Source organism: Pseudomonas khorasanensis (assembly GCF_014268505.2).
Taxonomy (GTDB): Bacteria; Pseudomonadota; Gammaproteobacteria; order Pseudomonadales; family Pseudomonadaceae; genus Aquipseudomonas; species Aquipseudomonas khorasanensis.
Map to the genome: position 1 here is coordinate 196086 of NZ_JABWQP020000002.1, position 22799 is coordinate 218884.

Genomic DNA, 22799 nt, shown 5'->3' on the forward strand with positions numbered 1-22799 from the left:
ACTACCATGGCGTAGGAATTGTGCGGTGAGTCACGCGTGGGTGGGATATGAGAAGACGCAAAGTGGTTGCGAGGGAAGCGAGCGGGGCGGATTTGTGGGAATTATCCTCAATGCCTGTAGAGAATGTCTCTCGATGCAAGTGTGTGTAAAAGTTAGTATGCCTTGGGGCAAGTGACTGGGATATCGTGCGTGTTCTAAAAATTCGAACAGCGAAAACTGGACTTGCCCATGAATAAAGTGCTGATCGTGGATGACCACCCTGTCATTCGGCTTGCGGTACGTATGCTGATGGAACGGCATGGCTACGAAGTCATTGCAGAAACGGATAATGGCGTTGATGCATTACAAATTGCTCGCGAACAAATGCCGGATCTTGTCATTCTGGATATTGGAATACCCAAGCTCGATGGGCTGGAAGTTATTGCGCGGCTGACTTCCACTGCCATGCCGATAAAAGTTCTGGTGCTGACTTCACAGGCGCCCGGGCATTTTTCAATGCGTTGCATGCAGTCGGGCGCAGCAGGCTATGTTTGCAAACAACAGGATTTGACCGAATTGCTGAGTGCGATCAAGGCAGTTCTGTCTGGATACAGCTATTTTCCTAATCAGGCGTTGCATACCGTGCGCACCAGTCTGGGCAATGCGAGTGAAGCAGACATGGTCGATCGCCTGTCAGGTCGGGAGATGATGGTGCTGCAGCAGCTGGCGCGCGGCAAGACCAATAAGGAAATCGCTGACGGTATGTTTTTAAGCAACAAGACCGTCAGTACTTACAAGACGCGCTTGTTGCTCAAGCTAAATGCGCGTTCTCTGGTCGATTTGATCGAACTGGCGCAACGCAATGGTCTTGTTTGAGCGATTCGATAGCTGACAACGTCATGGGCCGATCAAGTTCAGCAAGTCTCAAAAAACAAAAAGCCTCCGTTCGGGAGGCCTTCAGATCTCACAGATCAAAATCGTAGTCGGCCAATTGCCTCTGCAGTCGGCGCTCCTCTAGCAGGTTGTCGATTGTGCGACGCTTGCTGAGGTTGGTTTTGGCCACCTCCACCACAGGTTCGACTTCATCGGCCTCAACGGCGGTAAAGTCTTCTTCTACGTCTAGTTGCTCTTTGTCGGTACTCATGCAGTCGACTCCCGGCTAATGCTGCCTTTGGCGCCCCTTATATCGACATTAGTGCGGCGGGTAAAAAAGATTTTTTCAATCGATGGATGCAAAAACCTGATGATTGATCAATCGTCGGAAGTTTTGTGTTTGTACTCGCACAGGTCCTCGATGCGGCAGCTGCCGCAGCGCGGTTTGCGCGCAATACATACATAGCGGCCGTGCAGAATCAGCCAGTGGTGCGAGTCGAGCAGGAATTCTTTCGGTACAAACTTCATCAGCTTCATTTCAACTTCCACCACATTTTTACCTGGCGCGATGCCGGTGCGATTACTGACGCGGAAAATGTGCGTATCGACCGCCATGGTCAGCTGACGGAATGCTGTGTTCAGCACCACATTTGCAGTCTTGCGCCCGACGCCGGGCAAGGCCTCCAGCGCCTCACGGGTTTGCGGGACCTCGCCGCCATGACGCTCGACCAGCAGACGGCAGGTTTCGATGACGTTCTTCGCCTTGCTGTTGTAGAGGCCGATGGTCTTGATGTATTCGGACAGTCCCTCGACGCCCAGCGCATAAATAGCCGCAGGTGTGTTGGCAACGGGGAACAGTTTAGCGGTGGCTTTGTTGACGCCCACGTCGGTGGACTGCGCTGAAAGAATCACCGCAATCAGCAGCTCGAAAGGTGATGAATAAGCCAGTTCGGTCTTCGGCTCGGGATTGTCTTCATGCAGTCGGCGAAAAATCTCAAGACGTTTTGCGGCGTTCATGAATGATGCGTTTCCTTGATAACAGAGTTCCGGCGCGTCCACGCCTGACGAGCGGCGAGGAGCAAGCCCAACAAAACAAAGGCGCCGGGGACCAGCGTGAGCAGATGCAGCCCCTCGGGAAATATAACAAGGCCTTGCCAGTGCGCCGACAACCCACGACCAAGCGTGCCATGACCGAAGATTTCACGCAGCCCGCCGAGCGAGACCATTAACCCGCCGTACACCACGCAGTCTTTGACTCGACTGGCCGCAGGCCGGCTGAAGAAGCCAGTGTATTCAAGCACGATGCATTGCAAGGCGATCAGACCCGTATAGATTGCTGACGCCTGATGCCATGGCAGAAACCAGCGCTGCGCCAGAGTGTCAGCACAACTGGTCAACGTAGCGGCGAGCAGCAGACAGGTCAGTAATGTGCTTGCGCCTTTAAGGCGTTTGCGCAGCGGCGCCATGCAGACGGCGAAAGCGCCGGTCACCACGCCAAGCATCAGAATCATCCCCAGCGCAGCACTCAAGGTAGCTGTGGTGCCCAGCAGCGGTACCAGCATCAAAGAGTGGGTCAAAGTCGCCGGGCGCTTCATCTTTCATTCTCCAGCAGCGCCGCACGATGCTCATCGAAGTAACGCAACGCGTCATGAATCGCATTGATGGCAGCGCGGGAGGTGATGGTTGCACCGGCTATCTGGTCAAATTGCCCTTGATCCTTTTTCAGCGCCCAGCCGGCGTCCGTCGGTTCGCTGCGGGATTTGCCGGTGAAGACCTCAAGCCAGGCATTCGGCCATTCACCGATGGCACCGCCCAGCCCCGGCGTTTCGCGCTGCTCAAGGGATTTTACGCCCAACAGTTTGCCGCTGGCATCGATGGCGATCAGCAGTTCCAGCTTGCCCGTGTAGCCTTCGGATTGACTGCGCAACAGCACGGCGACCGTTTGCCCGGAGCGGGTCGCACGGTAGCCGCCCAACAGCGTGCTATGGCGCAATGAAGTGTCTGCGAGTACCAGGCGGGATTCCAGCGGCTGATTATCGTAGCGGTCGGCAGCGATCACATCGAGCAGTTTGCGGCTGTCGAGCGAGCTGTGCTCGGCGGCAATCTGCGGTGCATTGCTGCGATTCACCCAGTACGTCACGCTGGTGCCGCCGAGTGCCAGAAGCCCGACTATCAGGACATTCGCCGAGCGGTTCATGAGCTCACCGGGGATTGTCGGGCGGCGGCAAAGCGCTCCAGCGCCGGGACCAGAAGGTTCATCAGCAACACCGCAAACGCGACGCCATCAGGATAGCCGCCCCACGTACGAATAACGTAAGTCAGCAGGCCGACACCCACGCCGAAGAGCAGGCGGGCGAGAGCGCTTTTGGCGCCGGAGACCGGTTCGGTCACGATGAAAAAGGCCCCGAGCATGGTTGCGCCGCTCAGCAGATGAAACAGCGGAGATCCGTGGGAATCCGAGCCCGAGCCGTTCCAGCACAGCAAACTGATGACGAACAGGCTGGCAAGCATGCCTGTCGGCGCCTGCCAGCCAAAGACTCGCCGCTGCAGCAAGAACAGTCCGCCGAGCAGAAACGCCAGATTTACCCATTCCATGCCGCGCGCTCCGAAACGGCCGAACGCCGAATGGCTGGCGAACAGTTCATCCATGGTCAGGCTTTTATTGATTCGCAAGCTGTCCAGCGCCGTGGCTTGAACCCACGCATCGGGCGCTTGTGCCGGGCTGAATACCTGCAGCAACGTCGAAGCGAAGTCCAGGCCATGGCCGGGCCACTGCGTCATCGATTGCGGGAACAGCACGATGCTCAAGGCAAAACCGAGCATGGCCGGGTTGAATGGATTCTTCCCGACGCCGCCATACAGGTGCTTGCCGAACAACAAGCCTGAAGCAGTCGCGATGACCGTCAGCCACCAAGGGCAGTAGGCCGGGAGGGCAGCTGCCAGCAATGTCGCACTGACCAGCGCACTGCCATCGCGCACTGCGGGCCCTACGGTTTGCTGGCGTAAACAGGCGACCCCCGCCTCAACGAACAATGCACTGACAACCGCCAGGATCAGATTGAGCAATACCCCCCAGCCATACAGCCAGAACAGCGCGAGCAGCCCCGGCAAGACCGCGAGCAGCACGGTCTTCATTGCCTGTTGCAGGCGATCTTCCGTTGCGTCAGGGGGTTGCATGGTCTTTAACCAGACGTTCGGCTTCAATCACCGCGTGCTCCAGCGCTGCGATCTGCTCCGTTGCAGCGTCGGCGGTCTGGGCTTTTTTCAGCTCGGCGCGGCGCATGGCCAACTGAATCTTGGCCCGCTTGAGTTTCGCGTCGTTGGTCGGGGCCGGGGCGACGGAAATTGCCGGCTGGCTGCTTTCCAGGGCTGCCAGCGCTTGCTCGGCGGCTTCGAATTGTTGCTGCAGGGCGATCAGTTGCGACTGCTGTTCAAACGTTGGCGGATGGCCGAAAGCTTTGAGCGATTTGTGCAATTGCGCACGGCTCATCGCCACATCAACTTTGGCTTTTTTCAGTGCAGCATCGGCATTCGCGGCTTTCTGCGCACGCACGCGCTCGAGCGCGGCCTGCACCGGGTCGGCCGTCGAGACTTGCGTCAGTGCCGAACGCTGGGCTCGGGCCTCTCGCTCTGCCTGCTTTTGCTGCTCTTCGCGCAGCAAGCGCTGGTTGCGTCGCTCAAAGCGCTGGCGAGCGTGGTCACGTTTGGCGGCGCGGGCGCGGTGTTCATCCAGGCTGAAGGCAAGACCGCCTGTCACTGGAATCGTCGCCAAAGGCAAGGGATGCATGTCGATGCAATCGACCGGGCACGGCGCGACACACAGGTCACAGCCGGTGCATTCGTCGATCAGTACGGTGTGCATCAGTTTTGCCGCGCCGACGATCGCGTCAACCGGGCAGGCCTGTATGCACTTGGTGCACCCGATGCATTCGGCCTCGCGGATGAAGGCGACTTGCGGCGGTGCCGGGCCTCGGCTGACGTCCAGCTCCAGCACCGGTATTTTCAACAGATCGGCCAGGGCTGCGATGGTTTCTTCGCCGCCCGGTGGGCACTTGTTGATGGGCTCGCCTTCAGCGATGCCTTCGGCGTACGGCTTGCATCCGGGATGGCCGCACTTGCCGCATTGGGTCTGCGGCAGCAGGGCATCGATGCGTTGAATCAGACTCATGTTTTGATCAATCCGCTGAATCCGAGAAAAATGACTGCGATCAGTCCGGCGCTGATCAAATCGATCGGCAGGCCGCGAAACGGCAGGGGAATGGTTTCGCCTGCCGCTCGCTCACGCAGATCGCAGAACACACTCAGCACCAGCCAGAAACCCAGCCCGGCACCGAGGCTCAATGCTGTCGCGTGCAAAAGGCCTTGGTCATTTTGCGCATTGATCAATGCCAGCCCGAGCACCCCGGCGTTGCCGAGCAACAGCGGCCATAACCCGTCAAACGGCAACGTCGGCAGCCAGCGCTCCAACAGCTTCAACAACGGTGCGATCAACAACACACTCAGCGGCAGAAACACGAACAGGCGCAGGGCTTCAAGCTGCAGGGGTACCAGCAGCCATTGCCAGATCGCGTGACCGATGACGCCGACAATCACCATCAGGCACAACGTCGCCAATCCCAGCGCATGCACCTGGCGACGGCTGCCCGCCAGCAGCGGATCGACGCCCAGCGGCCAGTGCAACACGAAGTTGTTGAGCAGTGCAGCACTGATGAGCGTAAGCGCAAGTCCGGTCATTTTTCTGCCAACGAACCGGGCGGGTATTTCTTAAGGTTAGGCATTATCCGGCCAGATATGAAAAATCCCACCGGCATGCGGGGCACGCCGGTGGGATCGATTGACTGCAAGGTCTTACTTGATGCGCTGACCGGGCTTGGCGCCGCTGTCCGGGCTCAGCAGGTAGATTTCTTCACCGCCGGGGCCTGCAGCCATCACCATGCCTTCGGAAATACCGAACTTCATTTTCCGTGGCTTGAGGTTGGCAATCATCATCGTCAGGCGACCGTCGAGCTTCGACGGATCCGGATAAGCGCTCTTGATGCCGGAGAACACGTTGCGTTGCTCGTCGCCGATATCCAGCGTCAGGCGCAGCAATTTGTCCGCACCTTCAACGTGTTCCGCCTTGACGATCAAGGCAACGCGCAGGTCGATGGCGGCGAACGCGTCGAAGTCGATTTCCGGCGACAGCGGGTCCTTGGCCAATTCGCCATTGCCGGCCGGGGCGGCTGCACCGGTGTCGGTCTGGCTGGCGGTCAGGTCTTCTTTCGAGGCGTCGCTCATGGCTTGCACTTTTACCGGGTCGATGCGGGTCATCAACGGCTTGAACTCGTTCAACTGATGATTGGCCAGCAGGGTGGTGTGGTCGATCCAGGTCAGCGGGGCGACATTGAGGAACGCCTCGGCATCGGCGGCCAGCAGCGGCAGCACCGGTTTGAGGAAAATCACCAACTGGCGGAACAGGTTGATGCCGGTGGCGCAGATCGCCTGGACTTCATCCTGCTTGCCTTCCTGCTTGTTCAGCGACCACGGGGCCTTGTCGGCGATCCAGGCGTTCGCGCGATCGGCCAGGGCCATGGTTTCACGCATGGCGCGGGCGAAATCGCGCGCTTCATAAGCGTCTGCAATGCTTGGCGCGGCAGCGAGGAAGGCCTCGGTCAGCTCTGGCGCGGCATTGTTGTCGACCAGCAGGCCGGCGTTGCCCTTGTGGATAAAACCGGCGCAACGGCTGGCGATGTTCACCACTTTGCCGACCAGGTCGGAATTGACCTTCTGCACGAAGTCTTCGAGGTTCAGGTCGAGGTCATCAACGCCACGGCCCAGTTTGGCCGCGTAGTAGTAGCGCAGGTATTCCGGCGACAGGTGATCCAGATACGTGCGCGCCTTGATGAAGGTCCCGCGGGACTTGGACATTTTCTGGCCGTTGACGGTCAGGTAGCCGTGCACGTTGATCCCGGTCGGTTTGCGGAACCCGGCGCCTTCAAGCATCGCTGGCCAGAACAGGGCGTGGAAGTTGACGATGTCCTTGCCGATGAAATGATACAGCTCGGCGGTGGAGTCCTTGCCCCAGAACGCGTCGAAATCAAGCGAAGGCGTGCGGTCGCAGAGGTTCTTGAAGCTGGCCATGTAGCCGATCGGCGCGTCCAGCCACACGTAGAAATACTTGCCCGGCTCGCCCGGAATCTCAAAACCGAAATACGGCGCATCGCGGGAAATGTCCCACTGCTGCAGGCCGGCATCCAGCCATTCGGAGAGCTTGTTGGCGACGGCGTCTTGCAGGGTGCCGCTGCGGGTCCAGGCCTGCAGCATGTCCTGGAAGTCCGGCAGCTTGAAGAAGAAGTGCTGGGAATCCTTGAGCACCGGGGTGGCGCCGGAAATCGCCGACTTCGGATCTTTCAGGTCGGTGGGGGCGTAAGTCGCGCCGCACTTTTCGCAGTTGTCGCCGTACTGGTCCTCGGTGCCGCACTTCGGGCAGGTGCCCTTGATGAAGCGGTCGGCCAGGAACATTTTCTTTTCGGGGTCGAAATACTGGGTGATCGAGCGCTGGGCGATGTGCCCGGCGTCACGCAGTTTGAGGTAGATCTGGCTCGACAGCTCACGGTTTTCTTCGGCGTGAGTGGAATGGAAGTTGTCGAAATCGACCAGGAAATCGGCAAAGTCGGCGCTGTGTTCAGCCTGCACGTTGGCGATCAGTTGTTCCGGGGTGATGCCTTCCTTTTCCGCGCGCAGCATGATCGCCGAACCGTGGGCGTCGTCGGCGCAGACATAAATGCATTGATTGCCGCGATGCTTCTGGAAGCGCACCCACATATCGGTCTGGATGTATTCCAGCATATGGCCAAGGTGAATCGAACCGTTGGCGTAGGGCAGGGCGCTGGTGACGAGGATCTTGCGTGGCTCGGACATGGGGCTTCGCTACTTGATGAAACGGAGGTCGGCCACTATAAAGCGCCGGGAAAGATATTTCACCCCTGCAAATGGTTGCCGGGCGTGCCGTCCGCAGGACAGAAGGGGTAGGATAGCCGCCATCTTTTCCAGTCTTGTTATCGGAGTTGCCCATGAGCGCCGTCACTCGCGCAGCGGTGGAAGCCGTCCTCAGCCAATACACCGACCCTTACCTGAACCAGGACCCGGTCAGCGCCGGTTGCGTGAAAAACATCGAGATCGTCGGTGACCGCGTCAATGTGCAGCTGGAGATCGGCTACGCCGCTGGCCTGTTCAAGAGTGGCTGGGCGCAACTGCTGCAACTGGCCATCGAAAACATCGAAGGCGTGGTGATTGCACGGGTCGAGGTCACGAGCGTCATCGCCGCGCACAAGGCCCAGGCGCAGATTCCGGGCCTGGCCAACGTCAAGAACGTGGTCGCGGTGGCCTCGGGCAAGGGCGGCGTGGGCAAGTCCACCACCGCTGCCAACCTGGCGCTGGCGCTGGCCCGCGAAGGGGCGAAGGTAGGCATTCTCGACGCCGATATCTATGGCCCGAGTCAGGGCATCATGTTCGGCATTGCCGAAGGCACCCGTCCCGAGATCAAGGATCAGAAGTGGTTCGTACCGCTCAAGGCTCACGGCGTGGAAGTGATGTCGATGGCCTTCCTGACCGACGACAATACGCCGATGGTCTGGCGCGGGCCGATGGTTTCCGGAGCATTGCTGCAACTGGTCACGCAAACCGCGTGGGGCGATCTGGATTACCTGGTGATCGACATGCCGCCGGGCACGGGCGACATCCAACTGACCCTGGCGCAGAAAGTACCGGTCGCGGGCGCGGTGATCGTCACTACGCCGCAGGACCTGGCCTTGCTCGACGCGCGCAAAGGCGTGGAAATGTTCCGCAAGGTCAACATTCCGGTGCTGGGCGTGGTGGAAAACATGGCGGTACATATCTGCTCGAACTGTGGGCATGCCGAGCATCTGTTCGGTGAGGGCGGCGGCGAAAAACTGGCCACCCAGTACGGCGTCGAATTGTTGGCCTCGCTGCCGCTGTCGATGTTGATCCGCGAACAGGCCGATGGTGGCAAGCCAACCGTGATCGCCGAGCCGGACAGCCAGATTGCCATGGTCTATCAGGAACTGGCCCGCCACGTGGGCGCGCGCATTGTGTTGCAGGAAGCGGCGACGCCGGCAATGCCGAATATCACCATCAGCGACGATTGAGCCATCGGCAGCGCTGAAAAACCTGTGGGAGCGAGCCTGCTCGCGAAAGCGGTGTGTCATTCAACTCATCAGTTGCCTGATACGACGCCTTCGCGAGCAGGCTCGCTCCCACATTGGCTTGTGTAAAGGGACTTAAATGCGCAATCCGCCATCCATCTCCAGAATCCGCCCGGTGTAATAGTCGTTCTCGAAGATATAAGCCGCCGAATGGGCGATCTCTTCCGGCTTGCCCATGCGCTTGAGTGGGATCCCCGACGTCATCTTCTCCAACGCTTCCGGCTTCATGCCCAACGTCATCTCCGTTTCGATGAAGCCCGGGGCGATGCCCGCCACGCGAATGCCGTAACGCGCCAGTTCCTTCGCCCAGGTCACGGTCGCCGCCGCAACGCCGGCCTTGGCCGCTGAATAGTTGGTCTGGCCGACATTGCCCGCGCGGGAGATCGAGGAAATGTTGATGATCGCGCCGCTGGTTTTCAGCTCGATCATTTTCGCTGCCACTTCACGGGTGCAGAGAAATACGCCGGTCAGGTTGACGTCGATGACCGCTTGCCATTGGGCCAGGCTCATCTTGGTCATCTCGCCATCCTTGACCTTCACCAGCAAGCCATCGCGCAGGATCCCGGCGTTGTTGATCAGGCCATGGATCGCGCCGAAGTCTTCGGCGACTTGCGCAACCATGTGCTCGACCTGTTCTTCATTGGCGACGTTGCACAGGTAGCTGCGCGCCTCGACACCCTTGGCTTTGCACGCGGCCACCGCGTCGTCGAGCTTTTCCTGATTCAGATCGACCAGGGCCAGTTTCGCGCCTTTACCGGCCAGGTACTCGGCCATGGAACAGCCCAAACCCTGGCAACCGCCGGTGATAATGATTACTTTGTCGTTGAGTTGCATTCGCATGTCCCGCTGGCAGGTCTGAATTGTTTTTGTTGTGCGCAACGCTCGAACGGGGCTGGTCGAGACCGGCTGCGCGCGAGCATTGCCCGATGGTGCGATGATTACGTTTAATCACGCGCCTGTCCGTTTTTTAGACGCAATCCGTTTAAGGAGTCATAAATTGAGCGCTGAAGTGGCGAAGAATGCCCGAGAATTGCTTCTCAAGGAATACCGTGGAGTGCTCTCGACTCATTCCAAATCGATGCCGGGTTTCCCCTTCGGCTCCGTTGTGCCGTATTGCCTGGACCAGCAGGGCCGGCCGCTGATCCTGATCAGCCGTATCGCCCAGCACACCCACAACCTGCAAAAAGATCCGAAATGTTCAATGCTGGTGGGCGAGCGCGAGGCGGACGATGTGCAGGCCGTCGGGCGTCTGACTTATCTGGCCGAAGCACAGAAGCTCGAAGATCCTGCCGCCATCGAGGCTGCGGCTGAGCGTTATTACCGCTATTTCCCTGACTCGCAGAACTATCACAAGGCCCACGATTTCGATTTCTGGGTGCTCAACCCGGTGCGTCACCGCTACATCGGCGGTTTCGGCGCGATTCACTGGATCGAAGACCTGACCCTGGCCAACCCATTTGCCGGCAAGGCTGAAATCAGCATGGTCGAACACATGAACAGCGACCATGCCAAGGCGATTGCCCACTACGTCAAACTGACCGGCCTGCCCGAAACCGTGCCGGCAATACTCGCTGGAATCGACAGCGAAGGCCTGCACCTGCGCATCGGTCAGGCGGTGTACTGGCTGCCGTTTCCAGCGCCATGTAATACGCCGACACAAGTGCGCGAGGCCTTGGTTTCTCTGGCTCACGCCCAATCCTGGGAAAAAAATCCGCAGCGTTAAGCTTGAATTCACGCAAGGGCGACGTCATCTAAGGCTTACTGCAAGGCATTTCTTGCGTTGAGGAAACTTTGATGCGCCCTTTTCTGTTGCTCTTTCTGCTGTTTCCGGTGCTGGAGCTGTTCGTATTCGTCAAAGTGGCAGGGGCCATCGGGTTCTTCCCGGCCCTGCTGCTGATCATTGTCGGCTCGATGTTCGGCGTGTTCGTGCTGCGCATCGCCGGCCTGGCCACCGCATTACGTGCTCGTGAAAGCCTGAATCGCGGCGAGCTGCCCGCGCAAACCATGCTTGAAGGCCTGATGCTGGCATTGGCCGGTGGTCTGTTGATCCTGCCAGGCTTCATCAGCGACGTGGTCGGCCTGGTGATGTTGCTGCCGTTCACCCGTCGTCTGCTGGCGAACAAAATGCGCCAGCGCGCCGAAGATCAGGCCATGCGCCAGCGCGCCTTCGCCGATGATCTGCAGCCTCGTGGCGGCCCCGCACCGCGAGAGCCGCTGGGGCGTGAGCCGAATGTGATCGAAGGCGAGTTCGAGCACCGCGACAACAAATAATGTGTGAATCGACACGGCACCTCTGGGTGCCGTGCTCGTTTATGGGGTTCTTTTGCGCAGTTGATTCGCGAAAATTTTTTCGTCCCGCTCTTGAAATAACCTTGTGCGCCCCTATGTATCGGTCACCGAAAGGTTTCCGGCATTCGAGTCGGACAGACTTCCGCGGATCGCTCGTCGAACCGCAACCGGCGCAGGCCGGATTTGTTAAACCCGCCGGGACTACACCGGCCGATGAAAACCACAATTAGGAGAGATCGACAATGAAGCTTCGTCCTCTGCATGACCGCGTCGTTATTCGTCGCAGCGAAGAAGAAAAGAAAACCGCTGGCGGTATCGTCCTGCCAGGTTCGGCTGCTGAAAAAGCCAACCACGGTGTGATTCTGGCTGCTGGTCCAGGCAAGGTTCTGGAAAACGGTGAAGTACGTGCGCTGGCCGTGAAAGTGGGTGACAAGGTTGTTTTCGGCCCTTACTCCGGCAGCAACACTGTGAAAGTCGACGGCGAAGACCTGCTGGTAATGAGCGAGAACGAAATTCTCGCCGTTCTGGAAGACTGATTTCCCCGTTCATTTTCCCGTTACTACAAAGTATTTAAGGAATATCGATCATGGCTGCTAAAGAAGTTAAATTCGGCGATTCCGCCCGCTCCAAGATGCTCAAAGGCGTCAACGTTCTGGCTGACGCGGTAAAAGCGACCCTGGGCCCGAAAGGCCGTAACGTGATCATCGAGAAAAGCTTCGGCGCTCCGACCATCACCAAGGATGGCGTTTCCGTAGCCAAAGAAATCGAACTGGAAGACCGTTTCGAGAACATGGGCGCGCAGCTGGTCAAAGACGTTGCCTCCCGTGCCAACGATGACGCAGGCGACGGCACCACCACCGCTACCGTTCTGGCTCAGGCAATCGTCAACGAGGGCTACAAGGCCGTCGCTGCCGGCATGAACCCGATGGATCTGAAGCGCGGCATCGACAAGGCAACCATCGCCATCGTTGCCGAGCTGAAAAAACTGTCCAAGCCATGCGCTGACACCAAGGCTATCGCTCAGGTAGGCACCATCTCCGCCAACTCCGACAGCTCCATCGGCGACATCATTGCCGAAGCCATGGAAAAAGTCGGTAAAGAAGGCGTGATCACCGTTGAAGAAGGCTCGGGCCTGGAAAACGAACTGTCGGTTGTAGAAGGCATGCAGTTCGACCGTGGCTACCTGTCCCCGTACTTCGTCAACAAGCCGGACACCATGGTTGCCGAGCTGGACAGCCCGCTGATCCTGCTGGTCGACAAGAAAATCTCCAACATCCGCGAAATGCTGCCAGTACTGGAAGCCGTTGCCAAAGCCGGCCGTCCGCTGCTGATCGTTTCCGAAGACGTTGAAGGCGAAGCCCTGGCGACCCTGGTTGTGAACAACATGCGTGGCATCGTCAAAGTCGCGGCCGTCAAGGCGCCAGGCTTCGGCGACCGTCGCAAGGCCATGCTGCAGGACATCGCCGTTCTGACCGGCGGTACCGTGATCTCCGAAGAGATCGGCCTGAGCCTGGAAAGCGCCACCCTGGAAAACCTGGGTAGCGCCAAGCGCGTGACCATCTCCAAGGAAAACACCATCATCGTCGACGGTGCTGGCGTGCAGGCAGACATCGAAGGCCGTATCGCTCAGATCCGCGCCCAGGTTGCCGAAACGTCCTCGGACTACGACCGTGAAAAACTGCAAGAGCGTCTGGCCAAGCTGTCCGGCGGCGTTGCAGTGATCAAGGTGGGTGCTGGTTCCGAAGTTGAAATGAAAGAGAAGAAGGCCCGCGTTGAAGACGCCCTGCACGCAACCCGTGCAGCCGTCGAAGAAGGCGTGGTACCTGGCGGTGGCGTTGCGCTGATCCGTGCTCTGGAAGCCTTGACCGGTCTGACCGGCGACAACGCTGACCAGAACGTGGGTATCGCTGTGCTGCGTCGCGCTGTTGAAGCGCCGCTGCGTCAGATCGCTGCCAACTCCGGTGACGAGCCAAGTGTTGTCGTCAACGAAGTGAAGAACGGCAAAGGTAACTACGGTTACAACGCTGCTTCCGGCGAATACGGCGACATGATCGAACTGGGCATCCTGGACCCAACCAAGGTGACTCGTTCGGCGCTGCAGGCAGCATCCTCCATCGGCGGTCTGATCCTGACCACCGAAGCGGCGATCGCTGATGCACCGAAGAAAGAAGGCTCGGCTGGCGGCGGTATGCCAGACATGGGCGGCATGGGTGGCATGGGCGGCATGATGTAAGCCAGCCTTACCCCTGTAACGAAAAACCCCGCTGGCGAAAGCCGGCGGGGTTTTTTATTGCCCAGATTCCGAAGCTCACTGATATCCCATGTGGGAGCGAGCCTGCTCGCGAAAGCGGTTTTTCATCCGACATATAAGCCAGTTGACCCGGCAATTCGCGAGCAGGCTCGCTCCCACAGGTTCTTTATTTCAGGCATTGATCGGGTGTGGATTCATTACCGTCGCAGCCTTGCTCGCCGGGCGATACAACACCCAGTAATAAGCCCCCAGGCAGATCAGCCAGCAGAAGATCGCCGTCCATACATTGTGCGAAAAGAAGTGCGCGCCCTGCATCATGCGGCTGATCGAGAACACCGAGCCCAGCGCAAAGGCAAAGACAAATGCCTGTCGCGCCAGCCGCGGACGGCGGTCACGCAGCACGAAGAACAGCGCAAACAGCGTAAACCCCGTTGCCGCATGACCGCCCGGCCAGCATCGCCCCGGCTTGTCAGTGGCCGGGCGATGCTCCATCAGTTTGCTGTAGGTTTCATGACCGCCGAATTGCTCCAGACTCCAGGGGCATTGCACGGCGGTCACGGCTTTTACCGGGGTGACAAACGAAGTGGCCAGTCCCAGCGACAACACCAGACAACCCAGCTCGCGCTTGAACGGTTTCAGTCGGTCGAGGAAAAACGCGCCGATGAAGCCGGCAATGGCAAACACCGAGAAGGCGATGACCACCTGTTTCGCCCGGTCATGCAAGATGTCTTCAAGAAAGTAGCTGTGACGACCGATGAAGTCGCCCGCGACCGGGTCGTAGAACATTTGCGCCAGATCCATGTCCAGATCGGTCAGTTCGAGCAACACCAGAATGATCGCCGCCGCTACAGGAATGCCCAGACACAGCCACCAGTTCAGTGGTCTCGAAGCGGGAAGGGCAGAGGTCGACACCATGGGCAGATTCCTTGGTCGATGAAGAGGGAGAGAAGAGCGCAGTTGCGCGGATTCTGCGCGCGCTGGCGTCGGCGATTTGTTAACCGAAAGTGAAAAAAACGTCGAGCAGGGCTAAGCACGGGTTTATCAAAAAACAACCCGACACATGCCTAGCCCTGAGCCACACTTGGCCGTAAGCTGCGCGGGCCAAGACGGCCGTTACCCCGTTCGGAGGAGGTGCCCATGCGAATTCTGCTGGTCGAAGACAACCGCGACATCCTGGCCAATCTGGCCGACTACCTGGGCCTCAAAGGCTATACCGTCGATTGCGCCCAGGATGGTCTGTCGGGCCTGCACCTGGCGGCCACCGAGCATTACGACCTGATCGTGCTCGACATCATGCTGCCCGGCATCGACGGCTACACCTTGTGCAAACGCCTGCGCGAAGATGCCCGGCGTGACACGCCAGTGATCATGCTCACGGCGCGCGATCAACTGGACGACCGTTTGCAGGGTTTCAAATCCGGCGCCGATGATTACCTGATCAAACCGTTCGCCTTGTCCGAACTGGCCGCCCGCGTCGAAGCGGTCATGCGCCGCGCTCAGGGTGGCGGCCGCCGCGCATTGCAGGTGGGGGATTTGAGTTACGACCTCGACACCCTGGAAGTGACCCGCGAAGGCAAGCTGCTCAAGCTCAACCCGGTCGGCCTCAAGCTGCTCGCGGTGCTGATGCAGAAGAGCCCACATGTCTTGCGGCGCGAGATTCTTGAAGAAGCGCTGTGGGGCGATGACTGCCCGGACAGCGACAGCCTGCGCAGCCATGTTCACCAACTGCGTCAGGTGATCGACAAACCGTTCGCCAAGCCACTGTTGCACACCGTGCACGGTGTCGGTTATCGCTTGGCCGAGGGGCGTGATGGAGTTTAAGCAGAGTCTTTCCCAGCGGATCATCATTGCGTTTGCGCTGATGAGCGCTCTGGTGGCAGGCGCCTTCGCCATGGGCATTGTGGCGACTGTGCACCTGGTGGAGGAAAAACTGATTTCGGCGGGGCTGGGCGGAGACCTTCAGCGGTTGTTGCTGATGGACAATGTCACCGACTGGAGCCATCGGCCCGAGCCTGATCAGTTGTTCTATTTCAGCGGCGGGCCGGGGGATTTCGAGCTGCCCAAAGACCTGCGCCATCTCGACGCGGGCTTTCATGAAGTGTTTCGTGAGCAGCTGTCCTATCACGCCATGGTCGAAGTGGTTGATGGCCGGCGGTATGTATTGCTGCAGGACCAAAGCGATTTCGAAGAGCGTGAGCGCGTATTGTTTGCCGTCGTGCTGGTGGGCTTTGTGCTCAGTCTGGCGCTGGCGGTGTTCCTTGGTTGGGTGCTCGCGCGCAAGGTGATGGCACCGGTGGTGCGGCTGGCCCGTCAGGTCCGTCATCGCGACCAGTTGCTCGGGCTGGCGCCGCCGCTGGCGCCGGATTACGCGGCGGATGAAGTGGGTGAGCTGGCGGTGGCGTTCGATGCCACGCTGGGGCGCTTGCGTCAGGCACTGACCCGCGAACGGCTGTTCACCAGCGACGTCAGCCATGAATTGCGCACGCCGCTGATGGTCCTGGCCAGTTCCTGCGAGCTGCTGCTGGAAAACCCGGGTATCGATCAGCGCGGTCGCGCTCAGGTCGAGCGCATTGCCCGGGCCAGTGAAGAAATGCGCGAGCTGGTGCAGACTTTCCTGACGCTGGCGCGCGCGCAGAACGAAGAAGCCGGGGCGGCGCCGCAGCAAAATCTCACCCAAGTAGCGGAAAGCTTGCTGTGCCTGTGGCGCGAGCCGATCGAACGCAAGGGGCTGACGCTGTTGTTCGAACCGGGCACCCCGCCTGACACTCGCTATAACGCGACACTGCTGAATGCGGTCATGGGCAACTTGCTGCGCAACGCACTGCATTACACCGAGCAAGGTTTCATTCGTCTGACGCTCACCGCCAACGGTTTTATCGTTGAGGATTCGGGTGTGGGCATCCCCGAGGAAAAGCGCGAGGCGATGTTCGAACCCTTTGTGCGCGGCAGCGAGAAACGCGGCGAAGGCCTGGGCCTCGGATTATCACTGGTGCAACGGATTTGCGAAAACCAGGGCTGGACCGTCAGCTTGAGCACGATGGAACCCAATGGCTGCCGATTCGAGGTAGATCTTGGCGTTAATGAACGCAAATAGCCGCTCAAGCCTACTCCCGCCTACCTGTCTAAATCCTGTATAACGTTGTAATACTTTGCTGGTTCCCCTGACAAATTTTTCACAATTGGATGACCTGTCGCTGACACGCCGCTGCTTAAGGTGGCGTCATCAGACCTCAGGAGTCCAGATGATGGCCGACCCGATCAAGCTCGATTTTTCCGAAAAGTACGACGACCAACACGCACAGCGATACCTGCGCAAGCACAAGGAAAGCCTTGGGCGTCGCCTGTCTCACTTGCGCGATGAGCAATTGGGTCGCAAAGCCCTGGCGCTGGCGGGTGATCCTGGTCTTGTACTCGATTTGCCCTGTGGCGCCGGACGCTTCTGGCCGATGCTGGCCGAAAAGCCCAACCGGGTGATCATCGGCGCGGACAATTCCGAATCAATGATCAAGACGGCGCTGGAAGGGCAACCGGCCGATGTGGTGAAACGCGTGCAACCGTTGCACACCTCGGCGTTTGACATTGCCTTGCCGGATAACGCGGTCGACAGCATTTTTTGCATGCGCCTGCTTCACCACATCGGTGAGTCCGAGCACCGTCTGGTGATTCTTCGCGAATTCGAGCGGGTCACCCGGGACAGCGTGATCGTTTCATTGTGGGTCGATGGGAATTTCAAGGCCTGGAAGCGCAAGCGCGCGGAACTGGATCGGCCGAATCGTGATTACCAGAATCGCTTTCTGATTCCGGCGGCAACGATCGAGAAAGAATTTGAACAGGCGGGTTTCCGCATTCAGGAACAACTGGACTTTATACCGCTCTATGCGATGTGGCGGGTTTACGTATTACGCAAGAGGTAGAGGATGGCAGTGCAAGCAGCGGTTGAAGCGGATGTCGCTCCACAAGATGGTTTCGATTATTACTGGGCCCAGCGTGGCGAATGGGTTGAAGAACCCAACGTGCGGCGCGGTGGCGAAAGTGGGGTGCAGCGCATAGTCGGCCGTGACGGCCAGCTGTTGTACGCCAAGCGTCAGACAGGGCACATCTATCGCAGCTGGTTGCACCCGTTCGGTCGCCCGACTGTACTGCGTGAACTCGATGCGTTGACCGGCGTGAGCAAGCTCGGCGTACGCGTCCCGCAGATCGTTTTCTGTGGTGCCCAGCCCGATCCGCAGCACAAGTGGCGTGCTTTGTTGGTCACCAAGTCTCTGGACGGTTTCCAGGAACTGGAACACTGGCTGGCGGCCGCGGGTGGTCGCGATCAATGTGGCGACGTGGTTTACGAGCGAGTTCTCAAGGATCTGGCCGAGAACCTGGCGCGCATGCACAAGGGCCGCTGGCAGCACAGCTGCATCTACATCAAGCACGTTTTCGTACGAGTGACCGGTGAAGGCGAAGCGGCTCAGGTTGAAGTGGCGCTGATCGATCTGGAGAAATGTCGCCAGCGCCTTACCGCCTATGGCGCCGCGCAACACGACATGAAGCAATTGCGGCGCCATTCGTCGTTCCGCGATGCCGACTGGAAAAAACTCGTCTATTTTTATGAGACGGCGTTTGGCAGCGCTATCAAAGGTTTATAGCGATGAAACTCGAAATTGCACGAGGTGTGTTCCTGGTCGGGGCCTTGGCAGTTGCTTCACTGGCGGTGGCTGCCTGGGAGCAGCCCCGCATGCAGGTTATAGGAGCGTCCGGGACAGACGCTTACTGCACGGTTCCACGGGTGGCGAAAGCCTCCGTGGCGACCCAGCCCGATCATGATTTGCTGCTGTTCATGTTCGGACTTTCTCAAGGGATGAGGCCAGCCAGTTGAAACGATTGAAGCCCACATGAAAGGCCTCGCAGATGCGAGGCCTTTTTTTTTAATTACAGATCCCCCTGTCAGGGCTTGGGATCCGGTTTCGCCAGGAAGGTGTAGACGCACGGCAAGACAAACAGCGTAAACAGCGTCCCGATCGACATCCCCGTCGCAATCACCATCCCGATATCGAATCGACTGACCGCGCCCGCACCGGTCGCCAGAATCAACGGCACCATGCCAAAGACCATCGCTGCCGTGGTCATCAGCACTGGCCGCAAGCGAATCGCCGCTGCTTCTTCCACAGCTCCTCGCGCACTCAGGCCTTTGTCCTTGCGCAACTGGTTGGCGAACTCGACGATCAGGATGCCGTGTTTACTGATCAGACCGATCAGCGTCACCAGACCAACCTGGGTGTAAATGTTCATGCTCGACCAGCCCAGGAACAGCGGAATCAGCGCCCCGCAGATCGACAGCGGCACCGTCACCAGGATCACCAGTGGATCGCGGAAACTCTCGAACTGCGCGGCCAGCACCAGAAAGATGATCGCCAGGGCCAGGGCAAACGTCACCCACAACGCGCTGCCTTCCTGCACGTATTGCCGGGAGGCACCGCCGTAATCGAAGGCAAACCCGGCCGGTGCTTCCTCTCGGGCAATCTGCAGGACGGTATCGATCGCTTCGCCCATGCTCACCAGCGGGAAGCCTGAAATCTTCGCCGCGTTGAGTTGCTGGAACTGATTGAGTTGGCGTGGTCGCGCGCGGTCGCTGACCTTGATCAAGGTCGACAGCGGCAGCAACTCGCCCTGAGTATTTTTCACGTAGTAGTTGTTCAGCCAGTCCGGGTTGTCGCGATAGGCCCGTTCAACCTGTGCAATGACCTTGTAGCTGCGCCCATCGATAGTGAAGCGGTTGATCTCCGCCTCGCCAAGCAACGTCGCCAGCGTGCCGCCGAGGTCGAGCATCGACACGCCCATTTGCGCGGCTTTGTCGCGGTCGATGTCGACGACGACTTCCGGTTTGTCGAACGCCAGATCGAGATCGACGAAAGCGAACTTGCCCGACTCCATGGCGCGCTTCTCGATCCGCTCGGCGACCTGCAGCAGCAGTTCGTAGTCGTTGGAAGTGTTGACCACGAATTCGAAGGGCAACCCTTCACCCGTGCCGGGCAGAGAGGGCAGGTTGAAACCGAAGATCTGCAAGCCGGGAATGTTCTCCAGTTTGCTCTGCACCTCGGGGAGGATTTCCATTTGCGTGCGGCTGCGCTCGTTCCACGGTTTGAGCAGGAAACCGCCGATACCGGCCTGCACGCCGTTGTAACCATTGATCTGGAACGAAGAGTAGTACTCCGGAAATTCTTTGAAGATGGTGATGAATTCGTCGGTGTAGGTGCTCAGGTAGTCGAGGTTGGTCGGCTGCGGTGCGCTGGCCATCATGAAAATGATGCCCTGGTCTTCGTCCGGCGCCAGTTCCGACTTGGTGAACTTGAGGAACACTGGAATCAGGCACAGCACAATCAACGCAAACACCAGTACCACTGGCCGGGTGTTCAGTGTGCCGTGCAACATGCTTTGGTATCGGCGCTTGAGCCTGTCGAAGATACGATCGAGGCGGTGCGCCAGTCCGCTGGGATTCTCTTCATGGCGTAACAGAAAAGCGCACATCATCGGCGACAGCGTCAGGGCGACGATGCCGGAAATCACCACCGCGCCGGCCAGGGTCAGGGCAAATTCCTTGAACAGCGCCCCCGTCAGGCCGGTGAGAAAACCGATCGGCGCGTACACCGCCGCCAGGGTGATGGTCATCGACACCACCGGCATGGCGATTTCGCGGGCGCCTTCGATCGCCGCGTCAAAAGGCGTTTTGCCTTCCTCGATATGCCGATGGATGTTTTCAACCACGACGATCGCATCGTCCACCACCAGACCGATGGCCAGCACCATCGCCAGCAGCGTCAGCAGGTTCATCGAATAACCCATCATCTGCATGAAGAACATCACGCCGATCATCGACAACGGAATGGTCACCACCGGGATCACCACCGAGCGCAACGCGCCGAGGAACAGAAACACCACGACGATCACGATCAGCACCGCTTCGAACAGGGTTTTCACCACTTCGTCGATAGACGCCTGGATGAACAGCGTGGCGTCGTAGGCGATTTCGCTTTTCAGGTTGGGCGGCAATTGCGCTTCCAGCTCGGGCATCAGCTTGCGCACTTCCTTGATCACGTCCAGCGGGTTGGCCCCCGGTGTTGCCTTGATGCCGATGTAGACCGACGGCGTACCGCCGAACGAACTGATCGAGTCGTAGTTTTCCGCGCCCATTTCGACCCGCGCGACATCACGCAGCAGCACGCGGCTGTCGCCATCGACCTTGAGCGGAATCGCGGCGAAAGCCTCGGCGGATTTCAGTTCAGTGTTGGCATTGATACTGGTGACCGTGTACTCGCCTTTCACTTCGCCGGCTGCGGAGAGAAAGTTGTACTGGCGCACCGCGTTGGTCACGTCAGCGGCACTGAGACCGAAACCGGCGAGTTTCACCGGGTCGAGCCACAGGCGCATGGCGAATACCTGATTGCCGAGAATCTCGGCTTCGGCCATGCCGGGCAGCGTTGCCAGTTTTGGCTGGATGACCCGTGACAGGTAGTCGGTGATCTGCGGGTTGCCCAACTCCTTGCTGAAGAAACTGATGTACATCAAAGCCGAGGCATCAGCTGACTCCTTGCTCAGCACCGGGTCCTCGGCGTCCTGCGGCAGCTTGTTCTTCACCTCGTTGGCCTTGGCCAGCAGCTCGGTGAACAAGCGGTCGGTGTTGGCGCCGATGCGCGCGTAGATCGATATCGTCGAGAAGTTCTGCCGGCTGACCGAGGTCATGTAGTCGATGCCTTCGGCGCTCGCCAGGCTTTGTTGCATCGGCTGGGTGATGTAGCCCTGAATGGTTTCGGCGTTGGCGCCGGGGTACGCCGTAGTCACTGTGATCAGGGCGTTTTCCATTTGCGGGTACTGACGCAGCGGCAGCTTGCTCCACGCCTGGAAACCCAGCAGCACAATCAGCAGGCTGACCACGGTGGCGAGCACCGGGCGGCGGATGAACGGATCGGTAAAGGCCATGAGGATTCCTTGATCAGTCGGCGCGAGGCGGACTGTTCTGCTCGCCGAGGGTCTTGTCGTCGCTGATGGCGATGTGGGCACCGTTGTCCAGTTTGATCTGGCCAGCCGTTACCACTTGTTCGCCGCTCTGCACGCCCTTGTTGATCATTACCAGGCCATCGCGGCGTTCACCGGTCTCGATGAAGCGCCGTTCGGCGACCAGCACCGGTTGGCCCTTGTCGTCTTTTTCGACGCTGCCGTCCTCGGCTTTCTTCTGCCCGACCACGTAAACCGAGTTGCCGTACAGGGTGTAGGTGATCGCGCTCTCCGGCACCACGACGTGTTTCTGCGGCTCGGGCAACAGCACCTCAAGGCTGGCAAACATGCCCGGCAGCAGTTTGCCGTCGGGGTTGGCCAGGGTGGCGCGAACCAGGATATTGCGCGTGCTGCTTTCGACGATCGGGTTGATCGCACTGATCTTGCCGGCGAAGTTTTGCCCGGGCCAGGCGGCGACGGTGAGGCGTACGGGCTGGCCGATGGCGAGTTTCGGCACCGATTGTTCTGGCACATAGAAGTCGGCGTAAAGGCTGCTCAGATCCTGCAGCGTGGCGATCCTGGTGCCGCTGGCGAGGTAGTCGCCGACGTCGACCTGACGAATGCCGATGGTGCCGCTGAAGGGCGCGAGAATGCGTTTTTTGGCCAGCGAGGCGTTGAGCTGGTTGACCGTGGCCTTGTTCTTTTGAAGTACGGCGGAGAGGCGGTCGTACTCGCCTTTGGAGATGGCGCGGCTGTCGACGAGTTGGCTGCCACGACCGAAGTCCAGTTGCGCCAGGCCCAGATCAGCCTTGGCGGTTTCAAGGAGGGCGGCTTCCACGGCGCTGTCGAGTTGCAGCAGCGGCTGCCCGGCCTTGACCTTCTGTCCGGATTCGAATTTGAGTTCGGTCACGGTGCCGGCGACTTCCAGACTCAACTCGACGCCTTGCAGTGCCTTGAGCGTACCGACGGTTGGCATGCGCATCTGCCACGGCTGTTCGGTGGCATTGGCGACCGCGACGCTGATCGGCGGCTTGGGCTTGGAAAAGCCCTGGATCATCGTGTAGACCGAAAAGGCCTTGTAACCGCCCAACACCAGGACGATCAGCAAAACAACACCCAACATGATCAGCATGCGGCGACGCAGCATAAGTCCAGTTCCTTGGAAAAATCATGAGACAGGCGGGCACATTACTCCGAGTACAAGGGGTATTCCAACTGGCAGTTAT

The 22799-nt window shown here is 59.2% G+C and carries 23 protein-coding genes and 1 pseudogene; 11 read left to right on the forward strand and 13 right to left on the reverse strand.

All coding sequences use genetic code 11. The annotated features are described in order from the left end of the window. The first annotated feature begins 228 nt into the window (after positions 1-228). On the forward strand, positions 229-855 hold the full coding sequence (locus HU727_RS07040; protein WP_186530188.1) for a response regulator transcription factor: 627 nt from the start codon (positions 229-231) through the stop codon (positions 853-855). A gap of 88 nt (positions 856-943) precedes the next feature. On the opposite strand, the gene HU727_RS07045 is transcribed toward HU727_RS07040, so the two are convergent. The 8 genes from HU727_RS07045 to metG form a co-directional block, all read right to left on the reverse strand. Then, a complete protein-coding gene (locus HU727_RS07045; RefSeq protein ID WP_186530186.1) occupies positions 944-1123 on the reverse strand; it encodes a PA3496 family putative envelope integrity protein in 180 nt (59 codons plus the stop codon). A 107-nt stretch (positions 1124-1230) separates the two neighbouring features. Continuing rightward, entirely contained in the window at positions 1231-1869 is a 639-nt protein-coding gene (nth, locus tag HU727_RS07050; protein WP_186530184.1) for an endonuclease III, read from the reverse strand. Next, entirely contained in the window at positions 1866-2447 is a 582-nt protein-coding gene (locus HU727_RS07055) for an Rnf-Nqr domain containing protein (protein WP_186530182.1), read from the reverse strand. The genes nth and HU727_RS07055 overlap by 4 nt, the downstream gene beginning before the upstream one ends. Next, on the reverse strand, positions 2444-3049 hold the full coding sequence (locus tag HU727_RS07060; RefSeq protein WP_186530180.1) for an RnfABCDGE type electron transport complex subunit G: 606 nt from the start codon (positions 3047-3049) through the stop codon (positions 2444-2446). Before HU727_RS07060 ends, HU727_RS07055 begins: the two co-directional genes overlap by 4 nt. Further along, entirely contained in the window at positions 3046-4029 is a 984-nt protein-coding gene (locus tag HU727_RS07065; protein WP_186530178.1) for an RnfABCDGE type electron transport complex subunit D, read from the reverse strand. The genes HU727_RS07060 and HU727_RS07065 overlap by 4 nt, the downstream gene beginning before the upstream one ends. Further along, positions 4016-5020 carry an electron transport complex subunit RsxB gene (gene rsxB / locus HU727_RS07070; RefSeq protein WP_186530176.1) on the reverse strand — a complete coding sequence of 335 codons (1005 nt, stop codon included), beginning with the start codon at positions 5018-5020 and terminating at the stop codon, positions 4016-4018. The genes HU727_RS07065 and rsxB overlap by 14 nt, the downstream gene beginning before the upstream one ends. Further along, a complete protein-coding gene (locus HU727_RS07075; protein ID WP_186530174.1) occupies positions 5017-5586 on the reverse strand; it encodes an Rnf-Nqr domain containing protein in 570 nt (189 codons plus the stop codon). Before HU727_RS07075 ends, rsxB begins: the two co-directional genes overlap by 4 nt. Before the next feature lie 114 nt (positions 5587-5700). Next, entirely contained in the window at positions 5701-7752 is a 2052-nt protein-coding gene (gene metG, locus HU727_RS07080; RefSeq protein WP_186530172.1) for a methionine--tRNA ligase, read from the reverse strand. A gap of 152 nt (positions 7753-7904) precedes the next feature. Between metG and apbC the strand changes: the two genes are divergently transcribed. Next, positions 7905-8999 carry an iron-sulfur cluster carrier protein ApbC gene (gene apbC / locus HU727_RS07085; RefSeq protein ID WP_186530170.1) on the forward strand — a complete coding sequence of 365 codons (1095 nt, stop codon included), beginning with the start codon at positions 7905-7907 and terminating at the stop codon, positions 8997-8999. Between the two features lie 19 nt (positions 9000-9018). On the opposite strand, the pseudogene HU727_RS25955 reads toward apbC, so the two are convergent. Both HU727_RS25955 and HU727_RS07090 read right to left on the reverse strand, forming a co-directional pair. Next, a pseudogene (locus tag HU727_RS25955) lies at positions 9019-9144 on the reverse strand (metal ABC transporter ATP-binding protein); the annotation flags it as partial. Further along, positions 9132-9890 carry an SDR family oxidoreductase gene (locus HU727_RS07090; protein ID WP_186530168.1) on the reverse strand — a complete coding sequence of 253 codons (759 nt, stop codon included), beginning with the start codon at positions 9888-9890 and terminating at the stop codon, positions 9132-9134. The gene HU727_RS07090 and the pseudogene HU727_RS25955, both read right to left, overlap by 13 nt. A gap of 163 nt (positions 9891-10053) precedes the next feature. Between HU727_RS07090 and HU727_RS07095 the strand changes: the two genes are divergently transcribed. The 4 genes from HU727_RS07095 (at position 10054) to groL (ending at position 13578) form a co-directional block, all read left to right on the forward strand. Beyond that, the gene (locus HU727_RS07095; protein ID WP_186530166.1) at positions 10054-10779 is read left to right on the forward strand and encodes a HugZ family pyridoxamine 5'-phosphate oxidase; all 726 of its coding nucleotides are present in this window, start codon (positions 10054-10056) and stop codon (positions 10777-10779) included. A gap of 71 nt (positions 10780-10850) precedes the next feature. Further along, positions 10851-11327, forward strand: coding sequence for an FxsA family protein (locus HU727_RS07100; RefSeq protein WP_186530164.1), 477 nt, complete (start codon positions 10851-10853; stop codon positions 11325-11327). A 260-nt stretch (positions 11328-11587) separates the two neighbouring features. After that, on the forward strand, positions 11588-11881 hold the full coding sequence (locus HU727_RS07105) for a co-chaperone GroES (protein ID WP_186530163.1): 294 nt from the start codon (positions 11588-11590) through the stop codon (positions 11879-11881). Between the two features lie 50 nt (positions 11882-11931). Then, on the forward strand, positions 11932-13578 hold the full coding sequence (gene groL / locus HU727_RS07110) for a chaperonin GroEL (protein WP_186530161.1): 1647 nt from the start codon (positions 11932-11934) through the stop codon (positions 13576-13578). A gap of 189 nt (positions 13579-13767) precedes the next feature. On the opposite strand, the gene HU727_RS07115 is transcribed toward groL, so the two are convergent. After that, positions 13768-14511, reverse strand: coding sequence for a phosphatase PAP2 family protein (locus HU727_RS07115; RefSeq protein WP_186530159.1), 744 nt, complete (start codon positions 14509-14511; stop codon positions 13768-13770). Between the two features lie 222 nt (positions 14512-14733). On the opposite strand from HU727_RS07115, the gene colR reads away from it, so the two are divergent. The 5 genes from colR (at position 14734) to HU727_RS07140 (ending at position 18460) form a co-directional block, all read left to right on the forward strand. Then, positions 14734-15417, forward strand: a complete 684-nt coding sequence (gene colR, locus HU727_RS07120; protein WP_041479855.1) for a two-component system response regulator ColR — start codon at positions 14734-14736, stop codon at positions 15415-15417. Beyond that, positions 15407-16690 (forward strand): sensor histidine kinase, encoded by a 1284-nt coding sequence (locus HU727_RS07125; protein ID WP_186530157.1) that lies wholly within the window; start codon positions 15407-15409, stop codon positions 16688-16690. The genes colR and HU727_RS07125 overlap by 11 nt, the downstream gene beginning before the upstream one ends. 151 nt (positions 16691-16841) lie before the next feature. After that, positions 16842-17510, forward strand: a complete 669-nt coding sequence (locus HU727_RS07130) for a class I SAM-dependent methyltransferase (protein ID WP_186530155.1) — start codon at positions 16842-16844, stop codon at positions 17508-17510. Between the two features lie 3 nt (positions 17511-17513). Next, positions 17514-18230, forward strand: coding sequence for a lipopolysaccharide kinase InaA family protein (locus tag HU727_RS07135; RefSeq protein WP_186530153.1), 717 nt, complete (start codon positions 17514-17516; stop codon positions 18228-18230). Between the two features lie 2 nt (positions 18231-18232). Then, on the forward strand, positions 18233-18460 hold the full coding sequence (locus HU727_RS07140; RefSeq protein WP_186530151.1) for a hypothetical protein: 228 nt from the start codon (positions 18233-18235) through the stop codon (positions 18458-18460). Positions 18461-18528: 68 nt separating this feature from the next. Here HU727_RS07140 and HU727_RS07145 read toward each other — a convergent pair whose 3' ends face one another. Next, positions 18529-21558 carry a multidrug efflux RND transporter permease subunit gene (locus HU727_RS07145; RefSeq protein ID WP_186530149.1) on the reverse strand — a complete coding sequence of 1010 codons (3030 nt, stop codon included), beginning with the start codon at positions 21556-21558 and terminating at the stop codon, positions 18529-18531. A 13-nt stretch (positions 21559-21571) separates the two neighbouring features. After that, on the reverse strand, positions 21572-22720 hold the full coding sequence (locus HU727_RS07150; protein ID WP_186530147.1) for an efflux RND transporter periplasmic adaptor subunit: 1149 nt from the start codon (positions 22718-22720) through the stop codon (positions 21572-21574). Between the last annotated feature and the right edge of the window lie 79 nt (positions 22721-22799).

Coding starts and splice junctions, on each gene's coding strand:
- HU727_RS07040 (WP_186530188.1), top strand. CDS start 229: ATGAATAAAGTGCTGATCGTGGATGACCACCCTGTCATTCGGCTTGCG.
- HU727_RS07045 (WP_186530186.1), bottom strand. CDS start 1,123: ATGAGTACCGACAAAGAGCAACTAGACGTAGAAGAAGACTTTACCGCC.
- nth (WP_186530184.1), bottom strand. CDS start 1,869: ATGAACGCCGCAAAACGTCTTGAGATTTTTCGCCGACTGCATGAAGAC.
- HU727_RS07055 (WP_186530182.1), bottom strand. CDS start 2,447: ATGAAGCGCCCGGCGACTTTGACCCACTCTTTGATGCTGGTACCGCTG.
- HU727_RS07060 (WP_186530180.1), bottom strand. CDS start 3,049: ATGAACCGCTCGGCGAATGTCCTGATAGTCGGGCTTCTGGCACTCGGC.
- HU727_RS07065 (WP_186530178.1), bottom strand. CDS start 4,029: ATGCAACCCCCTGACGCAACGGAAGATCGCCTGCAACAGGCAATGAAG.
- rsxB (WP_186530176.1), bottom strand. CDS start 5,020: ATGAGTCTGATTCAACGCATCGATGCCCTGCTGCCGCAGACCCAATGC.
- HU727_RS07075 (WP_186530174.1), bottom strand. CDS start 5,586: ATGACCGGACTTGCGCTTACGCTCATCAGTGCTGCACTGCTCAACAAC.
- metG (WP_186530172.1), bottom strand. CDS start 7,752: ATGTCCGAGCCACGCAAGATCCTCGTCACCAGCGCCCTGCCCTACGCC.
- apbC (WP_186530170.1), top strand. CDS start 7,905: ATGAGCGCCGTCACTCGCGCAGCGGTGGAAGCCGTCCTCAGCCAATAC.
- HU727_RS07090 (WP_186530168.1), bottom strand. CDS start 9,890: ATGCAACTCAACGACAAAGTAATCATTATCACCGGCGGTTGCCAGGGT.
- HU727_RS07100 (WP_186530164.1), top strand. CDS start 10,851: ATGCGCCCTTTTCTGTTGCTCTTTCTGCTGTTTCCGGTGCTGGAGCTG.
- HU727_RS07105 (WP_186530163.1), top strand. CDS start 11,588: ATGAAGCTTCGTCCTCTGCATGACCGCGTCGTTATTCGTCGCAGCGAA.
- groL (WP_186530161.1), top strand. CDS start 11,932: ATGGCTGCTAAAGAAGTTAAATTCGGCGATTCCGCCCGCTCCAAGATG.
- HU727_RS07115 (WP_186530159.1), bottom strand. CDS start 14,511: ATGGTGTCGACCTCTGCCCTTCCCGCTTCGAGACCACTGAACTGGTGG.
- colR (WP_041479855.1), top strand. CDS start 14,734: ATGCGAATTCTGCTGGTCGAAGACAACCGCGACATCCTGGCCAATCTG.
- HU727_RS07125 (WP_186530157.1), top strand. CDS start 15,407: ATGGAGTTTAAGCAGAGTCTTTCCCAGCGGATCATCATTGCGTTTGCG.
- HU727_RS07130 (WP_186530155.1), top strand. CDS start 16,842: ATGGCCGACCCGATCAAGCTCGATTTTTCCGAAAAGTACGACGACCAA.
- HU727_RS07135 (WP_186530153.1), top strand. CDS start 17,514: ATGGCAGTGCAAGCAGCGGTTGAAGCGGATGTCGCTCCACAAGATGGT.
- HU727_RS07140 (WP_186530151.1), top strand. CDS start 18,233: ATGAAACTCGAAATTGCACGAGGTGTGTTCCTGGTCGGGGCCTTGGCA.
- HU727_RS07145 (WP_186530149.1), bottom strand. CDS start 21,558: ATGGCCTTTACCGATCCGTTCATCCGCCGCCCGGTGCTCGCCACCGTG.
- HU727_RS07150 (WP_186530147.1), bottom strand. CDS start 22,720: ATGCTGCGTCGCCGCATGCTGATCATGTTGGGTGTTGTTTTGCTGATC.